Source organism: Aquimarina sp. AU119, assembly GCF_900312735.1.
Lineage (GTDB): Bacteria > Bacteroidota > Bacteroidia > Flavobacteriales > Flavobacteriaceae > Aquimarina > Aquimarina algiphila.
In genome coordinates, this window is sequence record NZ_OMPF01000032.1 from 1 (window position 1) to 19,798 (window position 19,798).

16 protein-coding genes are annotated in these 19,798 nt (G+C 33.7%); 9 read left to right on the plus strand and 7 right to left on the minus strand.

Annotated elements, in window-relative coordinates:
• Positions 1-134: 134 nt before the first annotated feature.
• From DK442_RS24670 to DK442_RS24685, 4 genes are all read right to left on the minus strand, one after another.
• Positions 135-653 (minus strand): hypothetical protein, encoded by a 519-nt coding sequence (locus DK442_RS24670; RefSeq protein ID WP_109438591.1) that lies wholly within the window; start codon positions 651-653, stop codon positions 135-137.
• Positions 654-657: 4 nt separating this feature from the next.
• On the minus strand, positions 658-1,569 hold the full coding sequence (locus DK442_RS24675) for an AraC family transcriptional regulator (protein ID WP_109438592.1): 912 nt from the start codon (positions 1,567-1,569) through the stop codon (positions 658-660).
• Positions 1,570-1,578: 9 nt separating this feature from the next.
• Complete coding sequence (locus DK442_RS24680; protein ID WP_370444682.1) at positions 1,579-2,475, minus strand: SDR family oxidoreductase; 897 nt, start codon at positions 2,473-2,475, stop codon at positions 1,579-1,581.
• 270 nt (positions 2,476-2,745) lie between these two features.
• A complete protein-coding gene (locus DK442_RS24685) occupies positions 2,746-4,965 on the minus strand; it encodes a hypothetical protein (protein ID WP_109438594.1) in 2,220 nt (739 codons plus the stop codon).
• 336 nt (positions 4,966-5,301) lie between these two features.
• Between DK442_RS24685 and DK442_RS24690 the strand changes: the two genes are divergently transcribed.
• Positions 5,302-5,979: a DUF2293 domain-containing protein gene (locus tag DK442_RS24690; RefSeq protein ID WP_160114343.1), complete on the plus strand. Its 678-nt coding sequence runs from the start codon at positions 5,302-5,304 to the stop codon at positions 5,977-5,979.
• 191 nt (positions 5,980-6,170) lie between these two features.
• Here DK442_RS24690 and DK442_RS24695 read toward each other — a convergent pair whose 3' ends face one another.
• Positions 6,171-6,677, minus strand: a complete 507-nt coding sequence (locus DK442_RS24695) for a hypothetical protein (RefSeq protein WP_109438596.1) — start codon at positions 6,675-6,677, stop codon at positions 6,171-6,173.
• A gap of 361 nt (positions 6,678-7,038) precedes the next feature.
• Here DK442_RS24695 and DK442_RS24700 point away from each other — a divergent pair, with 361 nt between their 5' ends.
• From DK442_RS24700 to DK442_RS24725, 5 genes are all read left to right on the plus strand, one after another.
• The gene (locus DK442_RS24700) at positions 7,039-7,764 is read left to right on the plus strand and encodes a hypothetical protein (RefSeq protein WP_109438597.1); all 726 of its coding nucleotides are present in this window, start codon (positions 7,039-7,041) and stop codon (positions 7,762-7,764) included.
• Positions 7,765-8,167: 403 nt separating this feature from the next.
• Positions 8,168-8,710, plus strand: coding sequence for a hypothetical protein (locus tag DK442_RS24705; RefSeq protein WP_160114344.1), 543 nt, complete (start codon positions 8,168-8,170; stop codon positions 8,708-8,710).
• Positions 8,711-9,060: 350 nt separating this feature from the next.
• The gene (locus tag DK442_RS24710) at positions 9,061-10,623 is read left to right on the plus strand and encodes a hypothetical protein (RefSeq protein ID WP_160114345.1); all 1,563 of its coding nucleotides are present in this window, start codon (positions 9,061-9,063) and stop codon (positions 10,621-10,623) included.
• A gap of 370 nt (positions 10,624-10,993) precedes the next feature.
• The gene (locus DK442_RS28885) at positions 10,994-11,218 is read left to right on the plus strand and encodes a DUF6671 family protein (RefSeq protein WP_370444683.1); all 225 of its coding nucleotides are present in this window, start codon (positions 10,994-10,996) and stop codon (positions 11,216-11,218) included.
• A 460-nt stretch (positions 11,219-11,678) separates the two neighbouring features.
• The gene (locus DK442_RS24725) at positions 11,679-11,954 is read left to right on the plus strand and encodes a GIY-YIG nuclease family protein (RefSeq protein WP_235011029.1); all 276 of its coding nucleotides are present in this window, start codon (positions 11,679-11,681) and stop codon (positions 11,952-11,954) included.
• Between the two features lie 188 nt (positions 11,955-12,142).
• Here the strand turns inward: DK442_RS24725 and DK442_RS24730 are convergent, their stop codons facing one another.
• Positions 12,143-13,228 carry an adenylate/guanylate cyclase domain-containing protein gene (locus DK442_RS24730; protein ID WP_109438602.1) on the minus strand — a complete coding sequence of 362 codons (1,086 nt, stop codon included), beginning with the start codon at positions 13,226-13,228 and terminating at the stop codon, positions 12,143-12,145.
• A 616-nt stretch (positions 13,229-13,844) separates the two neighbouring features.
• On the opposite strand from DK442_RS24730, the gene DK442_RS24735 reads away from it, so the two are divergent.
• From DK442_RS24735 to DK442_RS24745, 3 genes are all read left to right on the plus strand, one after another.
• The gene (locus tag DK442_RS24735) at positions 13,845-15,104 is read left to right on the plus strand and encodes a hypothetical protein (protein ID WP_109438603.1); all 1,260 of its coding nucleotides are present in this window, start codon (positions 13,845-13,847) and stop codon (positions 15,102-15,104) included.
• Positions 15,105-15,523: 419 nt separating this feature from the next.
• A complete protein-coding gene (locus tag DK442_RS28555; protein ID WP_200825171.1) occupies positions 15,524-15,694 on the plus strand; it encodes a hypothetical protein in 171 nt (56 codons plus the stop codon).
• Complete coding sequence (locus DK442_RS24745) at positions 15,687-16,076, plus strand: YchJ family protein (RefSeq protein WP_109438605.1); 390 nt, start codon at positions 15,687-15,689, stop codon at positions 16,074-16,076. The genes DK442_RS28555 and DK442_RS24745 overlap by 8 nt, the downstream gene beginning before the upstream one ends.
• A gap of 190 nt (positions 16,077-16,266) precedes the next feature.
• Here the strand turns inward: DK442_RS24745 and DK442_RS24750 are convergent, their stop codons facing one another.
• The gene (locus tag DK442_RS24750; protein ID WP_109438606.1) at positions 16,267-19,623 is read right to left on the minus strand and encodes a P-loop NTPase fold protein; all 3,357 of its coding nucleotides are present in this window, start codon (positions 19,621-19,623) and stop codon (positions 16,267-16,269) included.
• Positions 19,624-19,798 lie beyond the last annotated feature (175 nt).

Sequence of the window (19,798 nt, forward strand, 5' to 3'; positions counted from 1 at the left end):
TAATTGCAGTATCAAATAAGTTATTGAAACAGGCTTTTGCAATAGCAAAAAGTGGATTGCCTTATGATGAAAATTATATTTCAAGATTAAACTAAAAAGACTTGCTTTTTAACTCAGTTCTTTGTTGTGTGTAGTTATTTTTTAATTTCATTTTCTAAATGAACTAATTTCAACTCTTTATGATAATTATCAATTCTTCCATAAGCAGTTCCATCTACTAATAAGATAACTATTAGCATAGCAATCGTTGTTATACTAATTGCACGCCAAGTTGGTGTATTAATAAAAATAATTAACAAGGCTGCCACAATGATTATAATCGGAATAACTTTAAAAACGATTGTATTATATTCTTTCAGAGTGGCTTCAGCACGAGTGATTTCTGATTCTATGAATGCTGAAGCATCCTTATTGTAAGCAGTCTCAAATTGTGTAACCCTTGACTTGTTGGTGAAAAATAATCCAAGTCCAATTGTTAAAAGTAGAATACCTGCCACCAAGTTAGGAATTATGTACGCTTTAGCCATTTCCGTTTTTCCTAACTGCCAAAAACCTAAACTTGCTGCCATAAACGCGAGTCCGAAGAGAATGAAAAATGGGGTTGAAAATAATTCGGCTTTTGCCCAATTTATTGCTGTTTTTAATACATCCATAGTTTTAATTCATTTTATATTTTTCTCTGAATTCCTTTGGGCTTATACCTTCCTTCTTTTTGAATAATCTTGAAAAATATTGAGGATATTCAAATCCTAACTCATAAGCTACTTCCGAAATATTTTTATTCGGTTTCAATAAAACATTCTTTGCTTCATCAATTAAACGTAAGTGTAAATGTTCGGTGGTAGTTTTACCCGTTTCTTTTTTCAAAGTATCGCTTAAGTAACGTTGTGAAACTGACATTTTATCTGCGATTTGTTCTATACTTGGAATGCCTTTTTCTTGCAATTGCCCAGATTCAAAATGTTCAGTTAAATACTGATTGAATTGTTCTAATAAATCGTTCGTTATTTCTTTTCGGTTAAAAAACTGTCTTTCATAGAATCGGTTGGCATATTTGAATAATGTGCTTAATTGAGAAATAATAATTTCTCTACTAAAGACATCTTGATTATTTTGATATTCAATTTCAATATTTTCTACTATCGATTCTATTTGCTTTTCTTCTTTTGGTGAAAGGTGTAATGCTTCATTTACAGAATATGAAAAGAAACCGTATTTTTTTATTTGTAGAGCTAATTCCGTTCCTTTCAAAAAATCTTCGTGAAAGTTTATTGAAAATCCTTTTCGCTCAAAAACTACACTATTATCCCATTGCAAGACTTGTCTTGGTGCAATGAAAATCAAAGCTCCATTAGTGAAATCATATTTTGTTCGTCCGTAGTTTAAATCTCCCTCTACATATTTTTTAAAACTAATGGTATAGCAATCATTGGTAATTGGTGGCGAACTCTCTCTTGGACAAGGTAAGTAGCCATCGCCTTTTGAGTTGAACACGCTCAACATAGGATGCTCTGGTCGAGGTAGTTCTAAATAATCTAAATACGATGATAATGTTTTAAAATGTTGCATACTACAAATTTAGATATTCCATTTTATACCTGTTTCCTTTTCTGAAAGTTCCCATAGTTTTTTAGCAACTACTTTATCTTTGGCGTGTGGCTCTAATTTATGCTCTCCTACAGGACCTACAGTATTCATTCTTTTTGTTGGTCCATAAAATCCACTTTGGTCAAGGTTTGATTCTGTAGCACACATTAATTGTGGATAAGCACCTTTTTCAGCCGATTGTACTAACGGTGATAATTTCATTAGTTGCCAAACAAATCGAGTCATTAAACTACCACTGGTTTTAATTAATGAAGTTTTGGAAGCGCCTGGATGACAAGCATAAGCCTTCACATCAGATTTTCCTGCTTGTTTTAAGCGGTCTTGCAATTCATAAACACACATGATTTGTGCTAATTTACTTTGGCTATATATGCCATTTGGACTGTAGTTTTTATCCCAATTCAAATCGTCAAATTGTATGGATTTGATCCCTAAATTATAACCCATACTACCAACGGTTACTATTCTCCCTTTAGATTTTTCTATCAGAGGAAATAATAAAGCTTGAAACGTGAAATTTCCGAAGTGGTTCGTTCCCATCTGACTTTCCCAACCATCTACAGTAAGCTTCTGTTTTGGTACTTGGGCTATTGCAGCATTGCAAATTAGCGCATCGATTTGAGGAACTGTTTTAAGAACCTGTTCAGCTGCTTTTTTTACGGAAGCTTGTACAGCTAAATCCATTTTTAAAGCTAAAACGTCTATGTGGCTACCAACTTCTTGTTTTAAAGTTTTAATGGTGTCTTCTGCTTTCTTTGGGTTTCGATTAAGCATTACCACTTTTGCTCCCTTTGATAGCAATATTTTCGCTGCTTCAAATCCTGTTCCGCTTGTAGTCCCTGTTAGGATATATATTTTGCCTTTCAAATTTTCGATTCTATCAGGTGTCCAACCTTTGTTCCCAAATTGATTTGTTTCCATTTTTGTCTAAGTAATTAGTGTTAAAAACTATAAGACAAAGGTCGGATAGAAGAGTACTTGTTTCCTTATACGGATTTTCGAATGTTGTATACTTTTTGGTTTGAGTGGTAATTACACACAACTGTTGAGTATAGAACATTGATATCCCTAATAGAAATATTACCTATGGATTAATGCCTTCAACACATAATAGCATTTAAGTTATTTCACAAACTTTTACTCACTTAACTCTACGCGTTGTGAAACGGCATCCAACCAGATATAACTAAGATCAGCACCGGCACTACCATGACAACTCATACAGCTTCGGTTACTGTGTTGTTCTGTTTTTCCGTTTACGGTGCAGTACGTCGACATAAATGATTCAATAACACTATTACGTAAAAAACGGGGTACCATTGTAAAACAATCATTTCCGATACCATTATCCTTACAATTAAGCTTGCTAACTTGTCCATTTTGTTGCCTGCTATTTAGAGCCCATTGGGTGTCCACTAATATATAGTTGGCAAAAGGAGAATCAATTTTTTTAAGTTCTTCCTGAAATGCCAGGTTCATTTTCTGTGCTGCATTATCAATAGGTACAATACGAGTAAGTTGATTAGGTTGGTTTGTAAATTCTTTTGCCAGGCGATTAAGATCTACATTAGGGCAACCTTTTACAATACTATCTCTACTCAAGAATGGGAGTTGATAGCAGTTATCAGATTCTTTTAACTTAGGATTATAAAAAGTCCCTGTGGGGTTTTGTTGTCCAACATCAGGAACATTATCTTTATGCTCAAAGGTGATCCAGATCCATTGTGGGGCAAAATATGTCTTACGTGCGATATGTAAACCTACCAAGGCCATAGGAGCTCTTCTACAGTATACAGAATCACCTTCGGCTTCATAGATCAATGCATTTCGAACCAGGAATTTCTTTTTTGCAGCTTCAAGATTTTCTGCATCTCTATGATTACAATCTGCTGTTAGACATAATTCTTTCCAAGCGGATTTGATTTCTATCGATCCTTCATTATAGGTAGTATCATCCCGAGTGTCAGGAAAATTTACTTTGTTAACATCTCCTTTTGGCCCACTGGGTGTGAGATTAAGGCTTGCTGCACGACCATTGCCGATAATATATTCGAATTCTGTACGATTAAATAAGACTTCGTAACGTACTCGGCTGCTATCTTGATCTACCAAGTATCCAAAAGAACCCGCAAAAGCTTGTCCGGTTTCATTAAGGACATCCCTGGTTTTGGATTGCATTGTAATCACAAAATCATGATCTTCATTCTCACAGTCTTTTCCTTTGGGAGCAGGTGGAATCTGATTCCAAGGTTGGTTGGTTGGATTCCATGTTATATCTCCAGGTTGAAATACTTCGAATGTAGGCTTATAAGTTTCCCAAACCATTGCATCATTTTTATTAGCTGTAAAAGGGAGTTGAGTATCAGGTTCGCCTCTTTGTGGTTTTTTGGTATCAGGGTTCACACTTTTATTAGGCCAGTTTAAAGCAATAAAGGATTTCCAGGCATAACTATCAAACATTAATTGTGCTATTTCTGGCCCCAAGAATTTAAATACTTTTGTAGGATCTGCAGGAACATCTTTTGGTAAGGTAGATGTGATTTGAGTATCCATAATATACTGCTCAATTTCATTAGAGAACTGTCCCATATCTTTTGGTTCTTCTGCACTAAGTAAGGCTGCTTCTTTTGGAGGCTGAGGTCTAAAACGATCACAATACGGAGTAGTACTAAACTCTGCAAAAGGATTACGAATATCATCTAGTGACCTTACATAATCAGTATTAAACCCAGGAGCATGACAATTCACACAGAACGCACTTACATGAGCCTGTATATCCTTTGATTTATCACTAATTTTACCATCTTCTATATCTTTTTGAAAGAAGAAACCATAAAACCAATTCCCTCCATAACAATCAACACCGTTGTAAGAAGCTAAATTTGCTGTTGCACAATAGTTATACTTTGGATCTGGCTTGTATAATACGGTAATGGCAGCTAACGTACTATGATCAGAACTAATAATTCGATTGCTAATGGTATCAGAACGATAATTTTGTTTTACAATAAATGATCCGGGAGGAAACTCCAAAGGTTGAGTGATCGTAGAATCAACTGCCTGGGTTAAAAATTCATGTGTTATATTATTCACATAGGTTCTTACCCAACGTCCATGCACTGGTAAACCTAACCTTTTTAGGGTATTAGAATCATGCGATATTTCTGTACCAGGAAATAAATGCCAGGAGGAGTTTTCGGGATAATTTTCCTTTTTTAAAAACTTCATTACAGCAGATAAATCAGGAAGAACATCTCTGTCGTTAATCGGAGTGTAGTTGTCTTTTTTACAAGAAGAATATAAAATGAATATTGAGATGGTAAGAACCATCATTAGTATAGTTTTGGCAGGTTTCATAAGTAAGAGTATTAGTGTGTATGGTTATCAACATATCAGTTTAGAGTAAAAAAAATCCCCACTAAATCATGAGTGTCTAGAAAGTACATGTATAACAAACGGTTAAATTGAGCAGAGTCGATAATCAAGAATAATTTTTCTCGACTTTGCTCGAGATAACAGAAACATTAACTTTCAGACAGTTTCATTTTTTAGTGGGGGGAATACTACTAATTTAGTATTTTCTTATCATAATCTCAAATAATAAATGAAGTATGATCTTATAAAGATACGTAATATTTTAGGATAAATTCAATACTAAAAATGTATTTTCGCTTCCTTATAAATGATTGTTATTTGGCCACAACTTCTCAAAATATATTTCTAACCAAGAAGGAAAAACTTAGATGTATTCAATGCGGTAAACGCATTCCTGTTGGCAAATCATTTGTTGCAGAAAGTGAAAAACATAAAGGAACTTGTTTTAGTTGTTCTCCGTTTGGCGGATATGTATTGTTACCACCCGGAGATGCTGCAATGACTCGTAGATCTAAAAAACATTCTACCTTATGCGCAGTAGTATGGGCATGGAATCAACGTCGTAAACGTTATGAACGACAAGGGCAACTGGTAGAAGAAATTGCTATAGAGAAAGCAAAAATAGAATGCCAGAATGATCAGAATATTCGTGCAGAAAAAAACAGAAAAGCTGCTATTGTTAGAGAACAACAAGACCGAGAGTATATTATAAAGTTTGCCATTGCTATTAGAAGACGGTATCCTAATTGCCCTGTGAAACGAGAATTTGAAATAGCAAAACACGCATGTCAAAAATATAGCGGTAGGGTAGGACGTACTGCAAATGCTAAGGAATTTGATGTTAAAATGATTGATCTGGCGGTAGAAGCACATATACGACATACCGAAACTAATTATGATGACCAGTTTGGTCAAGGAAAACGTAAAAAGGAAATCCGAACAGATATACGATCAGATATTGACCAGATTCTAAGACGTTGGAAACGTACCTTCTGAAAATGGAGTATAATAATAAAATTAAAAAGAGACCGTCTAAAAAGTCAATTCTTTTTGTCAAACACTGAGCTTGCCGAATTTTTTAATAATTTGATTTTCAATATGTCGTCGACAGGTTCAGACTGACAATTTTGAGTTTTTATACTTTTTAGACAGCCTCTTTTTTTTATATCTATTTATAATGAGAGTTCTTATCTATATACAGTATATTCTATCACACAAGAATTATTCTCTCTATCATTGCATGTCCAAAATATGATATCTGCACTAATAAAGGCTGCTCCGGCAGAACTGGTTAATTGATCTACATGCGCTTGTAAATCATCTTGATAATGGTCTAGATTAATGTCACTATCACCATCAACATAATAGATCATGCTTTTGTAGTGTGTAGAAACAGCTCCTGTTGGCGGCCATATACGAGGGTATGAAGTACATTCTTTTACATAACGCTCGAACTCAGATGCAGCATTGTCACTACATCCTTCATCCCCGTGAAGTGTGCAATTAGCCTTAGCTTGCGTAGGAACTAATTTACTTAATTCCTCTTTTGTAGCCTGACGATATTCTACAGTACCCACTAATTCCAAATACGGGTTAGTTTTTACAACTTCTGGTTCCTCTGTATCAGTTTCACAAGAGGTAAGCAATACTAAGAATACGAATAAACCGGATAAGATTTTTGAGTGTAATTTCATTTTATATTATTTATTGGTTAATACTGCTACTAAATAACTAATTATCTGTCTGATAATCTTATGTTTATGTTTTAAGAATATGTAAAGAAACTAATTCGTTTTATGGGGAAATTTCACCTATTTATAATAATAAGTTAATGAGTAGATAATATATTCTGATTACTACACTAAAATATTGGTTTTTAGTGTGTAAGATGACATGGTGTTTTGTAGTAGATAATCAACTCTTTTAAGGAGTAAGTATGTTTTTTACTATTAATAAAACATCCAGAAGGTAACAAAATGCTTTTTTAAGACACTCTATATGTAGTAGCAGTAGTCATACTATTATGAGCGTATTAATTCTTAAAATAATTAGCAAATGTCAAGAGAAAATTATAATATAAAGTTAACGACTTTAGAAGCATTATCTTTAGAAGAAGTAAAAGCACCAACTATTCCGGTTGATATTGCCTTACAAGAGGCAGAAAACTTATTTGTGTGGGCATATGAAGATAAAATTATTTTGGAGAGTAAAGGACTAGATTGGGATACATATTTTGAAGACTTGCCCGTTCGTATAGGTGCATGTCGATATGCACAAGCTGTTTGGATGAAAGAACGTTATACCAAGAAAGAAATTCTAAAAAGATGGAGAACAGAATCTTCTAAGGCATATGAATTTAAAAATGATGTATTAGCTGATTTATATTTTAAGTTTAGGAAAGATGCCGAGGTATTGGACCGACTAGATAAGATTACACAGGCAGAAGGTGATGATGATATCATCCAGGATCTAATGGATATTAGTGTGTTGGGTAAGTCAAATGCACCAGAACTGGAAAAGATGAGATATGATCTTAGAAAATTTAATATTGCAGAGCAGAAGTCTGATTATCTGGCAGAATTACTTTTTAAAGCTAATGACGATACTTTAGATGATGTTAAAGCCAAAGATTTACGAGATCGAGCATTTACACATCTTAAAGAAGCTATAGATGAGATACGTGATACAGGTAAATATGCATTTAGAAAAGATCCCGAACGCTGTATTGGATACGTACAAATACGCATACAAGAAAAGAAAATAATGCCTCACTATAACTAAATTGATGTATTTACTACTGTTAAAGTGTTGATTTGTAATACATATTATATATAAAAACTTAGAACTCCCTGCCACAACGCCAGTAAGCATAAAATGCTATTATACTAACTGTCAGTACATATTCACTGAGTATACGTAAAATGCAAAATATAAAACGTAATCCTTTGGTGAGTAAGCGTTATCATCACAATAAAAAAGTGTTTTTAAGTATAACGACAGCCTGTCATTATAGTATTTTATGATATCAAAAAAGAATTAAATAAAAACAAACACTTAGTTATTAGGTAATTATAATTTAAAATTAACACAAGATTAATAATAAAAATGTTAAAAAGATAAAGAATCGGTATTGAAATTGATTTTATATAAGCTCAAACAAATGTTGAATTTAAAACAAAAAAGTATGAGTAATGTATTAAACAACCGATTATCGGTTACCGTAGATCCACAAGTGATTACAGAAGTAAAAAACAAAATAGATGAAATCAGTACACTATTGCCTTTTTTAACAGGTTTGACCAAAGATGAGCGTAGAAACCTACCAAAGATCAATAGAAGTAATAAGGTATTTGTAGAAGATGCACTAGACAGTATGCGACAGAACGGAGATATTCTGCCAAATTTTATTAAACTGGGAGAAGTAGAAAAAGATTATTCATTATATAATGATCTTAAGGTACTGGCTTTAGAATTAGCAGAGTTATCAGAAAAAGTAAATGATACCAGAATTCTTGCCGGATCAGAAGCGTATAGTACTTCATTACTAGCGTATAAAATGTTTGGTGTTGCTGCTAATAGTGGAGTACCGGGAGCAGAAGCTTTGCATAGTAGATTAAAAGAACGTTTCTCTTCTAATGGAAGTACTACAACAGAAGAAAATGAAAAAGAAGAGCAAAACCAGAATCCTGATAATGGAACGGATTCATCTGATGTTGGGCAATCATAGTACCGGGCTTCGACTAGACGGATGCTGAGCCCTTCGGCAAGCTCAGGACAGGCCTGTCGAAGTACAGCCCTCGTAAGCAATTGAACCCTGAGCGAAGTCGAAGGGTGAGGTTACTCGAAGGGTCGAATTCAGAGACTCTGCAAATATATTAATCAAACACCCCCAATAGTTAGACACAACTGTTGGGGGTGTTTTTATGGTCAATAGAAAAAGGGTATTACTACCTATTACGTATCAAATACATAAAAATTAATTCGCTACTTAATTAAAAAAATACTCGGCACTGGGTATGTTTTTGCACAATACAGTTTTTTATTTTTCACACTTTAAATAACTCTAAATAATAAATCATGAAGAAAATTAAGTTGAGTATCTTTTTAATGCTATTGTATTCCTCATTAGTGAATTCTCAAATTAATGATAAAAGTAATAATCTTGTATCTTCAGGAGCTTTTAATAAACTTGTTTTTCAGGATCTAAATTTTATGATCTTGGGAGATGCTGCTCCACAGCAGGGTTTAGCTTTTGAGTTAAATGATGATAATACTGAAATAGAAGCCAGTGGTTATTTGGGTAATAAAAAAAATTACTTTTTTACTATAGATGGAGAGTTTACAGTAGATAATGGAGTATACTTTTTTGACGAAAATGAAGGAAGTAAAAAATCACGGTTTGCATTTAATACGTATATAGGTCTGAATAAATCGAAACGAAGCTTTTATTCTATGAATGGTGGTAATGAGTCTATCGACACCAAAATTGATGATGATAAAAAGAAACAATATTTAAGCAAAAAGTACAATACTCGTATAGCCTTTATAAAGAAGAATTTGTATTTGGTAGATTCTGTGCCATCATACTTTTATCGTTTCAAAGGTTTTGTGGAGTATATGAAGAAAAATGATCTAACTAGTATTATTTGTAAAGATGAAGAATGTTCTGATATAGAATTGTATTACGCAGAAAGGATCGATACAATTCAAAAATCGTATAAAGGTTATATAAAAATTGATGATAAGAAAACTATCAAAGTAGATGATACAAAATACAGGTTAACTACTAAAGCAGCTAATAGGGTTTTAACAGTTACTGATGAAAAAGAAGAAAACGAGAACTACAAAAAGAAGGATTATGTTCAAAAATTACCAGGAGATATGAACGTGTTGAAGCTTTTAGAAGATTATAAAAGTGCAAAAGATGCATTAGACGATATTGTAGAAAATACTAAGGATAAAGAATTAGCAATAGCCCAAGAATCTTGGACCTCTAAAAAAATAAGTTTTTTAGGGATTTCACCTTTTTATCAACGGGAGAGCACAACCTTATACGAGTTTAGAGAGAATACTGAGTTTAATAAATTGTTTCAAGATATTACAGGAGATGTATATGGAGCCACCGTATCATATAATTATGTATGGCAAAGAAAAGGACAAAAGTATTTAATCTTTAGGGGTTTGGTATCCGCATCTAGGAGCTCGAATATAAATCAGTTTAAACAACAAACTATCACTGTAGATGTCCCAACTGGTGATGTGATCGGTGGAGTACCCATAACCATAGCAAATAGTAAAAAAGGATATATTGGGGATGCGGCTTATACCTATGGCTTTAGACAAAGCTATGATGTAGAATTATATTACAGCAATTTTATTAAGTATTTAGGAGTATTTGGAAATATAGGATATAACAAACTTGGGTTTTCTGAGGATTCTGGGATAAAGGATATAGAACAATTTCCATTGCGATTAGGTTTATTACTTAACTTAAAATCAAAAGACGAAGAAAAGAATATTTTAACGTTACAATTGTTTATGGATAGGCAAGATCTCAACAAATCACCTAACGGAGATGATAAAGATTTGCGGTTTGGTTTTAAAGTTGGGTTGCCAATAAATATTAGTAAAAAATTGTAATAAAAGAGCGAGCTCTTTGTATACTCGATCAAGATAGAGTCATCAATTATAGTCTTACCAAAAGACGACCCACAAACAGTTTTGGTTTGTGGGTTTTTGGTTTTACAGTAAGAGAAATATTACTATCTTCATCACAACGTTTACTTACCACACCCCAAATTAGTTTTACAAACAAATACTATGTCGGAATATCAAAAGAAACAACATCAATATTGTTGTATCATTTAATTACTATAGAATATAGAATCCTTACTACAGTATTGATGATTTTGGCATATATGGATTATATGTTACCCAAAATAAAGAATAAAACATTGTTTGATTAACTATGAAAGGAAATCTAGAAACATTTATAGTAACAATAGGTATAATGTTAGTTATTTTATATCTAATAATAAAAGGGAATCAATCTAGTAAATGCCCTAAGTGCAAAGCAAACTACTTTAGTATAACTAAGACAAAAGAGGACTATTTGGGCAATGATTTTGCCAATCCTAAAAAACATATTTTTCGTAATTATTATCGTTGCAGAAAATGTAATCATGAATGGGCTAAAGATATATACCGTTCAAAAAATAATCAACATCAATTTTAACAAAAACAGTTAAAAATCTAGTGATAACAAGTCAAAACCCCCAAAACCCACTTATCTAAGTGGGGGAGGGTACTTATATAAGTAGGGGTCGTTATGGCTATGCATGTGTTAGGGGTACTTATAGTAGTGGGGTCACTTGTCTCGAACCTAGGTATGGGGTACTTCAAACGGAAGTGATGGGTATCCAAAAGGGAAGTGCCACATACATAAAAGGGAAGTGTCACTATGCTCAGATAGAAGTGCGTCTTCCTAAAAAGGCAAGACAAACCACTTGTATAAGTGGGAGTACCCACCTATACAAGTACCCTTGTATATCAATTTTCAGTGTTAAAAAATGAAACTACCAAGTCGTACTATCGATCAATTTTGTAACGCAACATGGGATCTAAAGAGACAATTTTATACGGTTATTTTATATGAGAAGTGGTATTGATATACAGGTAGCACCAAAGATATGAATATGAGATTGGCGCAACATCAAAACGGAGAAGGAGCGAATCATACCAAAAAACGATTACCTGTTACCTTGCTTTATTACGAAAAATATGATCGTATCGATACTGCTTTCTATAGAGAGAAACAAGTACAAGGATGGTCAAGAGCCAAAAAAGAAGCATTGATACGAGGGGATTTGGAGGGGTTACCAGGTTTATCAATTGCATATAGAGATAAGCATGGGGCTTCGAGAGCCTCAGCCCCCGGTGACATCCCGAACCCTGAGGCTCTCGAAGGGTGAGTATTCTAGGCTTCACTCAGCCCTCGAAAGATAACGAAAATACCGATCACTGAGCGTAGTCGAAGTGAGAGTATGTTCTAGAGAGCCTCAACCTACGATACAGCCAAAAACAATAATACAAACCCGAACCCTGAGCCCTTCGACTTGACTCAGGGAACACGAAGCCGAAGGGTGATCATGAGCATCCCTCATGTTACTTGATGTATCGTATGAATTCCGACTTTTTCCTGCTTTCCTTTTAGTAGTACACTCCCTAAAAATTGAGATGTTAAATGCGCACTCATTTTTAAATCCTGCATTAACTTTTCTGAAATTAAAAAAGGAACCTTATATGTATTACATTCATCTTGTATTCTGGCAGAAGTATTAATTACATCACCATGATATGCAATTTCTTTTTTAATGACCCCAACTTCAGTTACCATTAATTTACCACCGTGGAGTCCTGCTTTAAATTCTGGAACAACACCGTACTTATTTAGGTAATAATCAGATTTATTTCGTTTTTTCTCCTGGAAAGCAAAAAATAGATCGATACAATTATTATTAGTTAACCCTTTTTTATACGGCCAACTTAGGACAACTTCGTCACCAACATATTGATAAATTTCAGCATTAAATTTTGGAACCACAGCATTAAGATCATAAAAACAATCTTGTATAAACTGACTGTATTTATAGTGTCCTAGATTTTCTGCGATACTGGTAGAGTCTTTTAAATCTAAGAACATAAATATTCTTTTCTCCTCCTGCGGAGTTTTATACTTTCCTATCAATATTTTAAGAAACGTACCTTTTCCGAATTTTTCATTAGCAATTTTAATAAATGAAAACACAAAAGAAGCTAATACAATATATAAAATAGCGGACCAAAAAGGTTTGTTTTGTGCCCACCAACCAGAATCTGTATTTGGATTCGTGTTATTCAAATTAGAAAAAACATCAGTAACTATAGTGAATACAGCTATTGTAGCTATAAAATGAAAAATTGTTCTGGTAATAACATTATTGGCTAATGATATTCTGTTAGTCATAAACTTGTCAAAAAGAAGATCTACATGAGTATAAAGAACACCTATTAAAATGCCAATACTGGTTAGTTTCATTAAGGACCATAGCGCTCCGAAGATTCCATTATGTTCTCTAACAATCAAAAAGTCTTCTTCTTCATCTATTCCGTAATACCTTAATATTGAATATAATCCCATAGCAATAGCCCAAAAAAATACTGACTGTGAAAGTAGCTGTTTATATTGTTTCAACTGATGGTTCATAATATCGTATCGTTTTGTTTAATTTATATCAGCATCAGATAAAATATACTATCCAGTGCTTTTCTATACCTAAAACATATAAACGGGAAAGTTCCCTACTTTTTATTTATTTTTTTTGTATAACAGCTTAGTTTTTAAAGCTCTATGCTTCAGTTTCCGGGACTTCGGCTTCGCTCAGCCCTCGGATGAGAATGAAATTAACGATCACTGAGCGTAGTCGAAGTGAGAGTAAACATGTCAAAAATATCAAGAGGCTTCAAGAGGATGGTTACTGAGTCAGTCAAAGTACAGTCCCCGATACGACCAAAGGGAAGAATGTAAATCCGAAGGGTGAAGCTCTCGAACCCTGAGGTGTCATACCGAACTTGTTGAAGTGCTCTCGAAAAGTAATAAAACCGGACTTCGGCTTCGCTCAGCCCTCGAAGGAGAACGAAATTAACGATCACTGAGACAGGGAGAGGAAAATCAACCCGAACCCTGAGCGTAGCCGAAGGGTAATATTGAGAAGTACTCCTGAAGGGTGAGGCTCTCGAACCCTGAACGTAGTTGAAAGGTGAGCACCTCAATCAATAATCTCAAAACAAATTGTACATTTGATGATATAACTTATAATTCTATGAAGAACGTACTTTTTTATATGCTGTTGACGATGACTTTTAGCACTACAGCACAAGAAATTATAACATTAACTCCGAGTATTGAGATTTTAGATCTTAATCCTGCCGACGAAAAAGAATTTAATCGTAATAAGAAAGCATGTGAGGAGATTTGGGAACGGATGGAAAAAGGGCTTAAAATGGAAGATCTTACAGCAGCAGAGAAAGCAGAATTAGAAATGGTAGATGAAACGATGGCTAGTTATTGGGATATAGAAGGACAAGGATGTAGTTGGTATTGTGGGGGTGGTCCTACTACAGAGACTGCTTCATCTACATTACCTTCTCAAGGAACTGTAGATTATAATGTAGATAATATACATGACCTTAATTATAAAAATGTTTGGGTCGAAGGTGTTGCGGGATATGGAGTAGGAGAATATATTGAGTATGGATTTAATCAATCCAGCCCCAGGATAACTGAAATTATTGTTGTCAATGGACATGTTAAAAGTGAGAAAGCATGGCGTAACAATAGTAGGGTAAAAAAGTTGAAAATGTATATAAAAGGAGAGCCTTATGCAATCCTTAATTTGACTGATCAGCGTGCAGCTCAGCATTTTAAAGTAGATACTATTGGTTTTTTAGATCGAAATATAGATTATATAGCTGCCAAAAAGCTTCCTCAGTGGAAAATGAGGTTCGAAATTTTAGAAGTATATCCAGGAGATAAGTATGAAGACACTGTGATCTCTGAGATTTATTTTGATGGAATTGATGTGCACTGTTTTGCAAAAGGAACCTTAGTCACCATGGCTGATGGTCATCAAGAGCCTATAGAAAATCTTAAAATAGGAGATAAGGTACTTTCTTTTGATCGTGATACCAATACCAACACGTCGGCTACTATAGAAGAACTAGCAAACCCAATTCATGAGGATTTAATTAAGATTTCCTTAGCTGATGGTACTTCTATTACCTGCACAAAAGATCATCCGTTTTTATCTGCTGATGGAAACTGGTTATCATATGCTCCACAAAAAACGCAAATGGATTATCAATTTAGTACTGTGGATCAATTTGCAATTGGTATGATCCTAAAAACAAATAAAGGAAAACAGTTGATTACTGATATAGATCAGGTATTGGGATCACAACAAACCTATACTATTGTACAATTAGATAAAGGAACTACCTTTTTTGCTAATGATATAGTTGTAGGTACAGAACCTTTAAGAATATTACCAATGTGTAAGAAACATAAAATGATTACAGAATAAGAAATGAGAAAATTAATAACACTATTCCATAAAACATAGTGTTAGAATGCCTTATCATAATCTACAGAATTAGCTCAGATTTGTATTCCATGACTATTGTATTACAAAAATTGAGGAAGTAATGAAAAATCATAATTATTTTCTTGCCCAAACTAATAAGGGGTTTTCAAAAGGATTTTGTATCTTATTTATGAATAAATACAAACCTTAAAAACAGCATTAGTTATGGAATTTATGGAAATTACAGACAATAAAGGGAATTTGCATTATATTAATCCCAGTCACATTTCAGCGATGTGTGAAATAGAAGGCAAGTGTAAACTTAATTTAATGGGACAAGATTATATGTTCACTAAAGAAACTATGGAAGAAGTAAAGGTTCATCTTATTTCGTTTCGACACTAACATAAATAAGGTATATGCCAAAAAAAGGAAAAGAAAAGAATACTCAAAACAAGGCAAAACATGCTAAGTTGATGAATCGTAAAAAGAATAAACTCAGAAAAGAGAAAGAAGCCAGAGCAGAACGATTAAAAGCTTTGACTCAAAAAATAAATCAACAAAACGATAAAGAAACTTCTCATGAATAATTGCCATTGTGGTAGGCCAATGACTTATACTTCTTGCTGTGGAAAAATTCATCAAGATATTACAACTGCATTAACTGCAGAAGATTTGATGCGTTCACGATATAGCGCCTTTGTTGTAGCAAAAGGAGATTATCTCATAAAAAGTCATCATAGTAGTACAAGACCATCACTCAAAGAAAAAAAATCAATAGTACGTTGGGCTAAATCTGTGAATTGGGTTAAACTAGAAGTATTACAAACTTCTAAAGGAGCACCACAAGATACTAAAGGCACAGTGGAGTTTAAGGCATTTTATTATGATGATACAGGTATACAAATGATTTACGAACATTCTAAGTTTATCAAAGAACATGGATATTGGGTATATGTCGGTGTAGTATAAGTAATGTATTGTTCTGTATAGTTTGTATATAAGATACTCAGGTTTCGAGAGCCTCAACCTTCAGTGATATACCGAACCTTGGTGGCAATAGTTCCCAGTTTCGAGAGCCTCAACCTTCAATACAGCCAAAATAAGCATGCAGATCCGATGGGTGAGATTACAAGTCTAGTATTGAAACAGCATCTAAGTATTACATTCCACTAAACACAAATCGCTTTAAAAAGTATAGATGTTTTGTAAATCGTTCGGTTTTTTGATCTAACAATACTCTTACTTCAGAATTTGACATTTTCTCGAGGAGTTCTTCTTGTAATGGATGTGCTTTTTTATGTATTTGATCAATGGGTGCATGAAAATAACTTTGTAACTGCTGTGCTTCTTTGGATTCATCAACAAAATATCCAAATAGAGAAGTAGTTAAGTGTTTGTATTTACCAATAGGGAGTGCTAATAGAAAGAGCACAGATAAAATTTCGATATCATCACTGGCGTTGGTATACCCAAAATTTTCATGAGCTTTTACAATTCTGTAGATGTTTATAAAACGTTTTATTGCTCTTGGACTTGATCCAATAACAATGGACATATCTTGTAGAAGTTTTATTTCTTGCTCAGAGAATTGTAAGGACTCTATAGTCTCCTTGGTTTCGATATGTTCTATATCTTTGATGTTTTCTTCTGTAGTTTTTATCGGATATTCTGGTGTAGGAATAGTGCTTTCTATTTGTTCGACATCGGTATAACTACTATCATCAATACTAACATGTTCTTCTTGCTCGATATCTGTAACTTCATCGCTAATTATGGGGTTTATCTCGGCCAAAGTCTTAAGCATATGTTTTACACTACTATCTGCTGGAGCCTTTAAATTAAAAGGGACCTGGAATATCTTTTCGAGATAACTTGAAGGATCAATCATTTCTATCTCCGGACTTTTTTCATTCTTTACAAATTGTAACTGATGCTTTTTTATTAACGCATTCTTTACCCATCGTGGATCGACACCTACTACTACAACAAACAGTGGATATGCCATAAGAAGATTAACAGCTTCTAAGACTTCAACAACACGTTCTTCTGGACATCGATCCAGATCATCAATGTAGAGAACAATACGTTGTAAAGGGCGTTCGAATTTTTCTCTAAAATCTTCGATTTTCTTACTGTTTTCGAGTTCTTCGTGATGATCGGTAAACAGATTACTCAAGATTTCGAAATCTTTTCTAATAATAGATATAATCCCTAAATGTTCTTCATACTCTTTACTTGCCGATCTTTTTTCGATAAAAGTATGTAGTGCCTCAGTAGATAAGGTGTTATTTAGCCTAAACTCAATCTCTGTTTTTTGTTTTGTTGTGATGTTAATTTGTTGATTGATATCTACAATTTTGTCTTTGATTTTTTCAATCTCGAGTTGTAATGCTTTTTCTTTTTGTTTAAAGGAAAATATAGCATCTTCTTTTTTAATCTCATATTCTTTTTTGATATTCCAAAAGGAGGCAATGAGGGGTTGCAGTTTTTTATAGACAACAATTCCACGAGTATACAATCCACCCAAAATAGTGAAAAGAGATAGCATTTTGGTGGTGAAACTATAATCAGGTTCGAGTATAGTATCTTTGGAGAAATTAAAATCTGTAAAACCTATGGCGCTAACGATAAGTTCTAAAGCCAGTGGAACCAAGACGACTATAAGTATAATGCCTGTAAGCCAGAGTAGGTTTTTCCATAATTCTCCGGTTTTGAAGAATATTTTTAAGAAGGTTTGCGTTGATCTTGTTTGTTGGTAAAGTTCATCAGGGTTTTTCCAATATTCTCTTGGGATTACTTTTGCCAATTCTTCTTTACTTTTAATTATGGAGGGGTTTTGGTGAACAGCATCTTTAATTCGTGTTTCTACCTGAAAATCATTATTTACCTTTTCTATGACTTTGGTAATCGTAAGATTTTCAATTTCATCTATTTTTTGTTGTAACTCCTCTTCGATGTTATCTTTCTGTGCTACTAAAGTTTCCAGTTGAATATTTATATCACTTTCTTCTTTTTTCAGCTTTGCTAACTCATCATTGGTGATATGTAACTCACTGGTAAGCATTTCTTCGATTTCCTTTTTATAAGCATCGGTGGGAGAATTATTGCTAATGTACTGTTGTAACCCTTCAAAAATTTTGGTAATGATACCTGCCCAAAGATTGGCATCCATATAAGACCATGCATTAAAATGTACATGAGCTATACCTTCACAAAATCCTTTTTCTGGATTAGCATAAGACAACAGTTCAATACGTTCTTTTAGTTTTTTCATAAAAAAACTTTTCCCAGAACCCCATTTTCCAAATAATGCAATTGCCAGAGGAGGAGTAAAGCTTTTTGCAGCAATGACCCGTGCAAATGCAGAGACGTCTTTGGATATATTAAGATGATCTGTTCCAGAATCGATATCGCTAACCAAACCAGCAATCGTTGTAATTTTAGTTACTGTAGTGATTGATGGTACTTCTGTATTGGACTGACTAAGACCTGAACGTTGATCAGTGTCTAATTGAGAAAGTATAGTAAGTAGATGTTCTTTTTTAGGTTCAGAAATGATAGCTCTATAGGATCCAAGCCCCTCAATATCGGTTTGTAAATCCTTAATTGACCAATCCACAGTAAGGTGTTTACCATTATTGTTATTCCCCATTACCGTTCCGAATCCTTTTATTCGAATGTATGACTTACCATTTTTCTTTGCAAAGGTAGATTTCATGATTAGAATATCTCCGGGACGAACATTGTTTACAAGATCAATATATTTCTCATCATATGGATTCTCCCAGGTATTGTTTCTAAAGAAGAGTTCTTTTTTGTCTTGTTTGCCCCAGGAAGACCCAACTAGATAGAACTTACCAGAGAAATCCTCAATAAAATCGTCTCCTTCTGACAAGGGGGCTTTTTTAGTTGTTTTTTGCTTTTTAAGCGGTGCTTTTTGAACATTTTTTGTTTGCTCTACAGGAGGCGTCTGTTTTTTTTGTTTATAAAAATCAGTATCAATTGTTTTTGTTTGCTCTAAGGAATTAAACAACGCTTTACCTTCTTCGCTAATAGGAATTGAGATAATAAAACTAACATTTGCTTGTGATAAATGATTTGAATAGTTAAGAAGTACATCACGTGTAATTTGGAGGCTTTTAGAAAAGCTTAATCCCCCTTTACCGGTTCCCATAAGGGGTAACCATATTTTTTTATTGGATAACGATTTTAAATAGTATTGTATACTTTTAGCAAGGTTTTCTTTTAGAGCATCTTCTACTTCTCTCTTTTTTTCTACAGTGACTATAAATAGAATAGATTTAAGTCCTCTGTTGTCTTCGACCAAATCGAAACCCTTTTCAAGATCAAGGTTCTTAAGAATGCTAAGATTGTATCCATATGATTTTATAACCAAGCGATTAAGAAGACCCGCAGTAGCTTCTGTACTTACTGTAGTAAAAGCAATATCAGCATCTGTGGGCACAGACCCCAAACTAATTTCGTAGAAATTACCTTTATTTATATTTTCAATCATAGTGTAGCCTAAATTCGTTGGTGTTTGGTGATGTCCAATAGTCTTTTTATGACTATATGATTATATGATATAGTATATCTCTTTTATAGTATTATTTACAATGTGACGACTATTGATCATTCAATTCAAAAATGAACATTTAGAATTTTTAGATTCAGTGGGGTGCTATAGAAAT